The sequence below is a fragment of the Pseudomonas fluorescens genome, from assembly GCF_000968015.1.
Taxonomy (GTDB): Bacteria; Pseudomonadota; Gammaproteobacteria; order Pseudomonadales; family Pseudomonadaceae; genus Aquipseudomonas; species Aquipseudomonas fluorescens_W.
Window position 1 is genome coordinate 62,692 of sequence record NZ_LACH01000038.1, and the last position, 7,242, is coordinate 69,933.

Here is a 7,242-nt window from a genome sequence, read left to right on the forward strand (position 1 = left end):
AACTGCACAGCCCCCTGTAGGAGCGAGCCTGCTCGCGAAAGCGTTGGCACATTCAACTTCTTGGTGGCTGAAAGATCGCTTTCGCGAGCAGGCTCACTCCTACAGGGGGCCGTGTATTACTCCAGTGGCATCACGGTGACGCGGACTTCCGGGTCGTGATTACCGCCCCCAAGAATCACCCCACGCAACGGCGAAACATCGGAAAAATCCCGGCCCCAGGCCAAGGTGATGTGTTCCAGCGCCGGCTGCACGTTGTTGGTCGGGTCGAAATCCACCCAACCGAGCACCGGGCAAAACACTGAAACCCAGGCATGAGACGCATCGGCGCCGATCAGTCGCGGCTGGCCCGGTGGTGGCTGGGTCAGCAGGTAGCCACTGATGTACCGTGCTGCCAACCCACGGGAGCGCACACACGCGAGCATCAGATGCGCGAAGTCCTGACAAACACCGCGCCGGCGCTCCAGCACTTCCACCAGCGGCGTCGCCACTTGGGTCGCTTCAGCGTCGAAGGTGAATTCGCTGAAAATCTTCTCCATCAGCGCCTGAACACCCAACAGCAGCGGCCGACCCGGTGGAAAACAGCTTTCGGAAAACTCGACGAAGTTGCGCTTCAAATGCACGTAGGGCGATTCGAACCGGTAACGACACGCTTCCAGCAATTCGGGGGAAAGCGGCTGACTGCTGTAGGTCAGCGCGTTGCGGGTTTCTTCCCACGCGGGGGATTGATTGAAATCCAGCGCAGGCCGGGGCAGCACTTCGACGGTGAGCCGGGCATTGACCAGCAATTCATCGTGCGGCCGCTCGAACGCCAGCCGGGTCAGCGGATTACCGAACACATCCAGTTCATCGCGGCGCGAAGTCGGGTCGGGACTGATCTGCAGTTGCTGCTCGGTGCAGCGCTGCCAGGCACACGACCGCGGCCACAGGTGCGCGAGCTGCTGAGCCAAAGAGACCGGGCTGTCGTAGTGATAATGGGTGTCGTGGAGAATCTGGTAATGGGCGCTCATCAGACGGACACCGTGCGCTGGCTGACGTCATCGACGTGGGCAAAATGGCGCAAGGCCAGACGATCCGATACTTGCCCGCTGGCGTCGGCGATCTCTTGCAACAGGTCGGCCAGCCCCTCAATGGCTGCCCGAACGCTGGCTTCGCCGAACAGCGAGTTCTCCAGGCATCCCAGATCGAACTGTGCCAAGCGTTCCACCAACTGCGGCAAGCCCGCTTCGCGAGGCACGCCGAAGTCGTCATTCAAGCGTTTCAAGGTACGCGTCACCAGTTTCAACTGAAACAGCACCGCGTGGGGGTTCTGCTCGTCGAGCAGCAACAGGTCGAGCACCGGGATCAGTTGCGCCACCGCCAGATACCGCGAACGGTAAGTGATGCTGCTGTTGCCCAGTTCCAGCAGCCATTCCAGTCCGGCCTGATCGAAAGCACCGGCACCGCGCAGAAATGCCGCCAGGCTGGCGCTGAGAAATTGCAGGCGTTCGATCCGGCGGCCGATCATCAGGAAGCGCCAGCCTTCGTCCCGGGTCATGTCGTCGAGGGCGAAACCGGATAACGCCGCCAGGGACATCACCAGACGGTTGAGGAAATCCAGCAATTCGCCGAAATCCGGCTCTTCGGCTTCCAGTTCCATAGCCTCGCGCTGCAGCTCCACCAGCGCTTGCCAGTTTTCCCGCGAGAGCTTGCCGCGCACTTGCGAGGCCGCCCACTGCAAACGTTGCAGGTTGGAGCGCAGACTGAACGACCAGTCATCGCCGAGCAATGCCGCCAGCAAACGCTCCGGCAACTCGCCTTCATCGGGCAACAACATCAATCGTTCGCCCAGATCGACCGCCGCCTCCAGGGCTTGCGGATCATCGCCATCGACATAACGCGCCAGCATGATTCGCAGCAGCCGCGCGCTGTCATCACAACGCTCGCAATAACGCCCGAACCAGAACAAGTTTTCCACCACTCGCGATGGCAGATACGGATCGCGTCTTACCAGGTCGTGCACACCGATCGTGCGCTGGGTTTTCCATTGCTCGCCGCTCGGCGGGCGATCGCCCAACACCCAGGTGTCTTTGCTCGCGCCACCGCGCTGCATCGACACCACTTCGGCGTCAGCCTCGGCGGCAACCCGGGTGAGACCGCCGGGCAGAACCCGATAACCCTCACGGCTGGCCACGGCGTACACGCGCATGCCAATAGCCCGAGGTTGCAGATGACCGTCTTCAGCCTGCCAGATCGGGGCTTGAGAGAGCTGAGCCAATTCTTGCGCGACATAGGCATAAGGCCGGGCCTGCATGCGCTCAGCCAGTTCATGACGCTGTTTTTCACTCAAATCACGCCAAAATACTGGAGTGAAGCTCTGTGACGGGAACGCCGGTTTGATCAACAACTCCGGCAATTTTTCCAGGGCCTGAGCCAGCACCGGTGCTTCACCGCACCACCAGGTCGCGATGGAGGGCAGAATCAGTTCTTCGCCGAACAGGAATTGATTGATCCTCGGCAGGAAGCCCAACAATCCCGGCGACTCCAGTACGCCGCTGCCGAGGGCGTTGGCCACCAGAACCCGGCCTCGGCGTACCGCTTCCAGCAATCCCGGCACGCCAAGGGCCGAGTCGGTGCGCAGCTCCAGCGGATCGCAGAAGTCATCGTCGAGCCGGCGCATGATCGCGTGGACCCGGCGCAGTCCGCTCAAGGTTTTCAGGTAGACCGTGGCATCCCGGACGGTCAGGTCGCCGCCCTCTACCAGTGGATAACCGAGCTGGCGAGCCAAGTACAAATGTTCGAAATAGCTTTCGTTGAAACGCCCCGGTGTGAGCAGCACGATCAGCGGCGCTTCGTCATCACTCGGCGCCTGGCGGGCCAGGGTTTCCTGAAGCGTGCGGAAGAACCCGGCCAGGTGCTGCACTTTCAAATCGCGGTACAACTCGGGAAAGGCCCGGGACACGATGGTGCGGTTTTCCAGCGCATAACCGGCACCGGACGGTGCTTGCGTCCGATCCGCCGTGACCCACCAGCGACCGTCAGGCGTACGCGCCAGATCCACGGCATACAGATGCAGAAAAGCCCCGTCGGGCGGTGTGATGCCCTGACAGGGCCAGAGGAAGTTGTTGTGGCCGAAGACCAGCTCAGCAGGCAGCAGGCCCTCAGCGATCAACCGTTGCGGGCCGTACAAATCTGCCAGCACAGCATTCAGCAAGCGTGCCCGCTGGGCGATCCCGGCTGACAACTGCTGCCATTCATCCGCAGCAATCACATGCGGTAGCAGATCGAGTTCCCACGGCCGATCGGCCCCCTTAGGGTCGGCGTAGACATTGTAAGTCACGCCGTTTTCCTGGATCTGCCGGGTCAGCAGCGCCTGACGCTGCACCAATTGCGTTGGTGTGCTGCGTTGCAATTGGTCGAACAACCGACGCCAGTGCGGGCGCACCGCGCCGCTGTCGTCGAGCAGTTCATGATAAGTGCCCGCCGTCAGCGGGTAGCGGTCAAGCAGGTCAGGCATGGAAAGCTCGGCAGACAGCAAAGAACGGTCAGACTAACGCAGGCTCATGACACCCGGATATACGAAAAATCCGAGCGTCGCGTACGGTTTAGAAGCGTCGTAAATCGAGAGTCATCGGCAGCTCGTCGTTAATTTCCATATTGGGTATAGGAAGTTTCCCCGGCGTATGTCCGATGCGGAAAAAACGCGCCATTCGCCGGCTCTCTGCTTCATTGGCGTTCACCGGCAAGCTGTCGTAGTTGCGCCCGCCCGGGTGGGCGACGTGGTACTGACAGCCACCCAGCGAATGCTGCATCCAGGTGTCGAGCAGGTCGAACACCAACGGCGCGTGGACCGGGATGGTCGGTTGCAGGCAGTTGGCCGGTTGCCAGGCACGGAAACGCACGCCGGCAACAAATTCGCCGACCCGCCCGGTGGGTTGCAATGGCACCGGGATGCCGTTACACGTCAGCAGATAACGCTGCGGCGGTAGGCCCGTGAGTTTGACCTGCAAGCGTTCCAGCGACGAGTCCACGTAACGTACCGTGCCGCCGACTGCGCCCTCTTCGCCCAGCACATGCCAGGGTTCCAGTGCCTGACGCAATTCCAGCTCGATCCCACTGACGGCGTAATCGCCGACCTTGGGAAAACGGAACTCCAGATGCGCCGCAAACCACTCGGCGCGCACGGGATAACCGGCGGCATTCAGGTCGACGATGACGTCGGCGAAATCCTGTTCGATAAAGTGCGGCAACAGGAAACGATCGTGCAGCTCTGTGCCCCAGCGCGCCAGTTTCGGCGGCGCATAAGGCTCGCGCCAGAACCGCGCCACCAGCGCCCGCAGCAACAACTGCTGCGCCAGACTCATGCGTGCATGGGGCGGCATTTCAAAGGCGCGCAACTCGAGCAACCCAAGGCGACCGGTAGCGCCGTCCGGGGAATACAGTTTGTCGATGCAGAACTCGGCGCGGTGAGTGTTGCCGGTCACGTCGATCAGCAGGTTGCGCAGCAGCCGATCCACCAGCCACGGTGCGCACTCCTCACCCGGCTCAGGCATCTGGGCGAAGGCGATTTCCAGTTCATACAACGCATCGTTGCGTGCTTCATCAACCCGTGGCGCCTGAGACGTCGGGCCGATGAATAATCCCGAAAACAGGTAGGACAAGGACGGGTGGTTATGCCAGTAACTGATCAGGCTGCGCAGCAAATCCGGGCGGCGTAGAAACGGTGAGTCAGCCGGTGTCGCGCCGCCCAGCACGAAATGGTTACCGCCGCCAGTGCCGGTGTGCCGGCCGTCGATCATGAACTTCTCGGTGGTCAGTCGGGTCTGGCGTGCCTCTTCGTAAAGAAATTCGGTGCGTTCGACCAGCTCATCCCACGTGGCAGACGGCTGCACGTTGACCTCGATCACGCCCGGGTCAGGCGTGATCCGGAAGTTGCTCAGGCGCGGATCGCTCGGCGGCTCATAGCCTTCCAGCAACACCGGGCAATGCAATTCCTCGGCGGTGGCTTCGATGGCACTGACCAGTTCCAGATAATCCTCGACCCGCTCCAGCGGCGGCATGAACAGGTACAACCGCCCTTCTCGCGCTTCGGCGCAGAACGCCGTGCGGGTCAGCCAGTCGGCGGATTCGTCGATCTTCGGCGCGCGGTCATCAGCAACCGCGGGCTCGCCTTGGCTCTGAAGTTGTGCAGTGTCGGGCAGTGCAGGGAAATCCTGATTCGGGTCCACAGGATGAATGAACGGGTACTCCGCCGCTTTCACCCAAGGCTGCGAGCCGAGCGGTAAGCGATAGCCCAGCGGCGAATCCCCCGGCACCAGTCGGCAATGCTCATCGCGCAGATACCAGCGGCCGCTTTGCCACTGATCACCTTTGGCGGTGCGCGCCAGCGGCAGGACCTGGCCGATGACTTTGTCCAGCCCCTGGCTGAAGACTTTACGCAGGCGCGCACGCTCCAGAGGCTCTTCAAGACGCGAGTCTTCGGGGCTGACGTTCTGCGGCAAAGTGCCTTCGCGCCAGAGGTAATAGAAATTGTCTTCGTAGGCCGGAAATACAAAGCGTGTCGGAATTTTCAGGCGTTCGGCGACGCTGGCCAGAAAACGTCCGGCCAACTCGCCATCGGCACCGTAGTCTTGCTGCTCATCGGCAATCAACGCGCTGTTGTGCCAGATCGGTACATCGTCGCGGCGCCAGTAGCAGTTCAGCGACCAGCGCGGCAATTGCTCGCCGGGATACCACTTGCCCTGACCGAAATGCACCAGGCCTTGGGGCGCGTAGTGCTTGCGCATGCGCTGGAACAGTTCGGCGGACAGCCGTCGTTTGTCTGGCCCGAGTGCCGCCGTGTTCCATTCGGCCCCGTCCGGGTCATCGATGGAAACGAAGGTCGGCTCGCCGCCCATGGTCAGGCGTACGTCACCCTCCAGCAGGTCGGCATCGATCTGCCAACCCAACGCCTGGATCGCCAGCCATTGGTCTTCGGTGTAGGGCTTCGTTACCCGTGGCGCTTCCCAAATCCGCTCCACGGACATTTCATGGGTGAATTCGCACTCGCACGGTTCAACCAAGCCACTGATCGGTGCCGCAGAGCCCGGATCGGGGCTACAGGCCAACGGAATGTGTCCTTCACCGGCAAACAGCCCTGACGTCGCGTCCAGGCCGATCCAGCCGGCACCGGGTAAATAGACCTCGCACCAGGCGTGCAGGTCGGTGAAGTCCACGTCAGTGCCCGACGGGCCGTCGAGGCTTTTGACGTCGGCGGTCAGTTGAATCAGGTAGCCGGAGACGAAACGCGCCGCCAGACCGAGGTTGCGCAACAGCTGCACCAGCAACCACGCGGAGTCGCGGCAAGATCCGGAGGCATGTTCGAGGGTATGTTCGGGCGTCTGCACGCCCGGCTCCATGCGAATCAGGTAGCCAATGTCTTCACTCAGGCGCTGGTTGAGTGCAACGAGGAAATCCACACTGGGTAGCGGCGTGCGGTCGATGCCATCCAGGTACGCCTTGAACTTCGGCGTCAGGGGCAAGGTTTCCAGGTATGGCGCCAGCTCCTTGCGCTCATCCGCGGCGTAGGCGAACGGAATCTTTTCCGCGTAGGGCTCAAGGAAGAAGTCGAACGGATTGAAGACCGCCATCTCTGCCAGCAGATCGACTTCGATCCGCAGCTCATCGGTTTTCTCCGGGAACACCAACCGCGCCAGGTAATTGCCCTGGGGATCCTGCTGCCAGTTGATGAAGTGCTGCTCGGGCGACACTTTCAGCGCGTAGGACAGTATCCGCGTGCGACTGTGGGCGGCCGGGCGCAGGCGAACGATCTGCGGACCGAGTTCGACGGCGCGGTCGTAGCGGTAATGCGTGACGTGGTGCAATGCGACATGAATCGACACGGCGTGCCTCCTGCGAGCCTTAAGCGTATTGGAAAGCGCGCAAGACTTATGCCATCCAGCAGCGCTGGCGCTTTCTCCGATTGCTTGAGGCAGTACAGCACCAAAATCGGGCGATGCGGAAAATTGCTTGGGGAGAATTGCACGTAAATGTGGCGACCGGGAGCCGTCAGCCGGTTTTTGCAGCGGCTGTTCCGGCCTCATCGCGAGCAAGCTCGCTCCCACACTTTGTCCGAGCCGTCCGCAAAATTTGTAACCGACAACTATCCCCTGTGGGAGCGAGCTTGCTCGCGATGGGGCCAGTCGCCACAACCCACCTTCTGACTTCGATACACGTTTTCACTCTGCCAGAAACGCAAAACGCCAACCCGAAGCAGACTGTGTGAAA

At 61.6% G+C, this 7,242-nt stretch carries 3 protein-coding genes; all 3 read right to left on the minus strand.

Annotation, left to right across the window (positions count from 1 at the left end; all coding sequences use genetic code 11):
* Positions 1-116: 116 nt before the first annotated feature.
* A complete protein-coding gene (locus VD17_RS17795; protein WP_046054920.1) occupies positions 117-1,007 on the minus strand; it encodes a transglutaminase family protein in 891 nt (296 codons plus the stop codon).
* The gene (locus VD17_RS17800; RefSeq protein ID WP_046054921.1) at positions 1,007-3,493 is read right to left on the minus strand and encodes a circularly permuted type 2 ATP-grasp protein; all 2,487 of its coding nucleotides are present in this window, start codon (positions 3,491-3,493) and stop codon (positions 1,007-1,009) included. Before VD17_RS17800 ends, VD17_RS17795 begins: the two co-directional genes overlap by 1 nt.
* Positions 3,494-3,581: 88 nt before the next feature.
* Complete coding sequence (locus VD17_RS17805; RefSeq protein WP_046054922.1) at positions 3,582-6,857, minus strand: transglutaminase family protein; 3,276 nt, start codon at positions 6,855-6,857, stop codon at positions 3,582-3,584.
* Between the last annotated feature and the right edge of the window lie 385 nt (positions 6,858-7,242).

Bases quoted from the DNA above. Each gene is read 5' to 3' on its own strand.
- VD17_RS17795 (WP_046054920.1), bottom strand. From the start codon at position 1,007: ATGAGCGCCCATTACCAGATTCTCCACGACACCCATTATCACTACGAC.
- VD17_RS17800 (WP_046054921.1), bottom strand. From the start codon at position 3,493: ATGCCTGACCTGCTTGACCGCTACCCGCTGACGGCGGGCACTTATCAT.